The 1,476-nt window shown below is 69.2% G+C and carries 1 protein-coding gene; it reads left to right on the top strand.

The features are described from left to right. The coding region (locus tag AC06FB_RS18835; protein WP_478053981.1) for an Ig-like domain-containing protein at window positions 1-1,476 on the top strand (1,476 nt) is incomplete at both ends.

The following is a 1,476-nucleotide window of genomic DNA, read 5'->3' as shown; positions in this document are numbered from 1 at the left end:
GCGGCAACCCGATCGGCCAGACCACCGCCGATGGCGCCGGCAACTGGAGCTACACGCCGGCTACACCGTTGCCGAATGGCACGGTGATCACTGCGGTGGCCCAGGATGCGGCGGGCAACGGCAGCGGCCCGGCCAGTACCACGGTCGATTCGGTCGCGCCGCCGGCACCGACGATCGACGCGAGCAATGGCAGCGTCATCAGCGGCACCGCCGAAGCCGGTGCGACAGTGATCCTCACTGACGGCAACGGTATTCCGATTGGGCAGACCATCGCCGATGGCAGTGGCAACTGGTCGTTCACGCCCGGCACGCCTCTGCCCGATGGCACCGTCATCAATGCACTGGCGCGCGACGCGGCCGGCAACAACAGCAGCCCGGTCAGCACGACCGTCGATGCGGTCGCGCCCTCGGCGCCGACGCTCGATGCCAGCAACGGCACGGTGATCACCGGCACCGTCGAGCCCGGCGTGAAGGTGATCCTGACCGACGGCAACGGTGATCCCATCGGCGAAGCCATCGCCGATGGCAGCGGCAACTGGAGCTTCACCCCGGCTACGCCGCTGCCCGACGGCACCGTCATCAATGCCATCGCGCAGGATGCGGCGGGCAACAACAGCGGCCCGGTCAGCACCACCGTCGATGCGGTGGCGCCGCCGGCACCGGTGATCGACCCGAGCAACGGCAGCGTCATCAGCGGTACGGCTGAAGCCGGTGCCACGGTGATCCTCACCGATGGCAATGGCGCTCCGATCGGGCAGACCACCGCCGATGGCAGTGGCAACTGGAGCTTCACTCCCGGTGCGCCGCTGCCCGATGGCACCGCGATCAACGCGGTGGCCCAGGATGCGGCGGGCAATAGCAGTGGCCCGGCCACCACCACGGTGGACGCGGTGGCGCCGCCGGCCCCGGTGATCGACCCGAGCAATGGCAGCGTCATCAGCGGCACCGCTGAAGCCGGCGCCACGGTGATCCTCACCGATGGCAGTGGCAACCCGATCGGGCAGGCTATCGCCGATGGCAGCGGCAACTGGAGCTTCACCCCTGGAGCGCCGCTGCCCGATGGTACCGTGATCAACGCGGTGGCGCAGGATGCGGCAGGCAATAGCAGCGGCCCGGCCACCACCGCGGTGGACGCGGTGGCGCCGCCGGCACCGGTGATCGACCCGAGCAACGGCAGTGTCATCAGCGGTACGGCTGAAGCCGGCGCCACGGTGATCCTCACCGATGGCAATGGCGATCCGATCGGGCAAGCTATCGCCGATGGCAGTGGCAACTGGAGCTTCACCCCTGGAGCGCCGCTGCCCGATGGCACTGTGATCAACGCGGTGGCGCAGGATGCGGCGGGCAATAGCAGCGGCCCGGCCACCACCACGGTGGATGCGGTGGCGCCGCCGGCCCCGGTGATCGACCCGAGCAATGGCAGCGTCATCACTGGCACCGCTGAAGCCGGTGCAACAGTGATCCTGACCGATGGCA

Source organism: Stenotrophomonas sp. Steno-C15 (assembly GCF_056393265.1).
The sequence above is the reverse complement of the archived record's forward strand: the minus strand, read 5'-3'. Positions and strand labels throughout refer to the sequence as shown.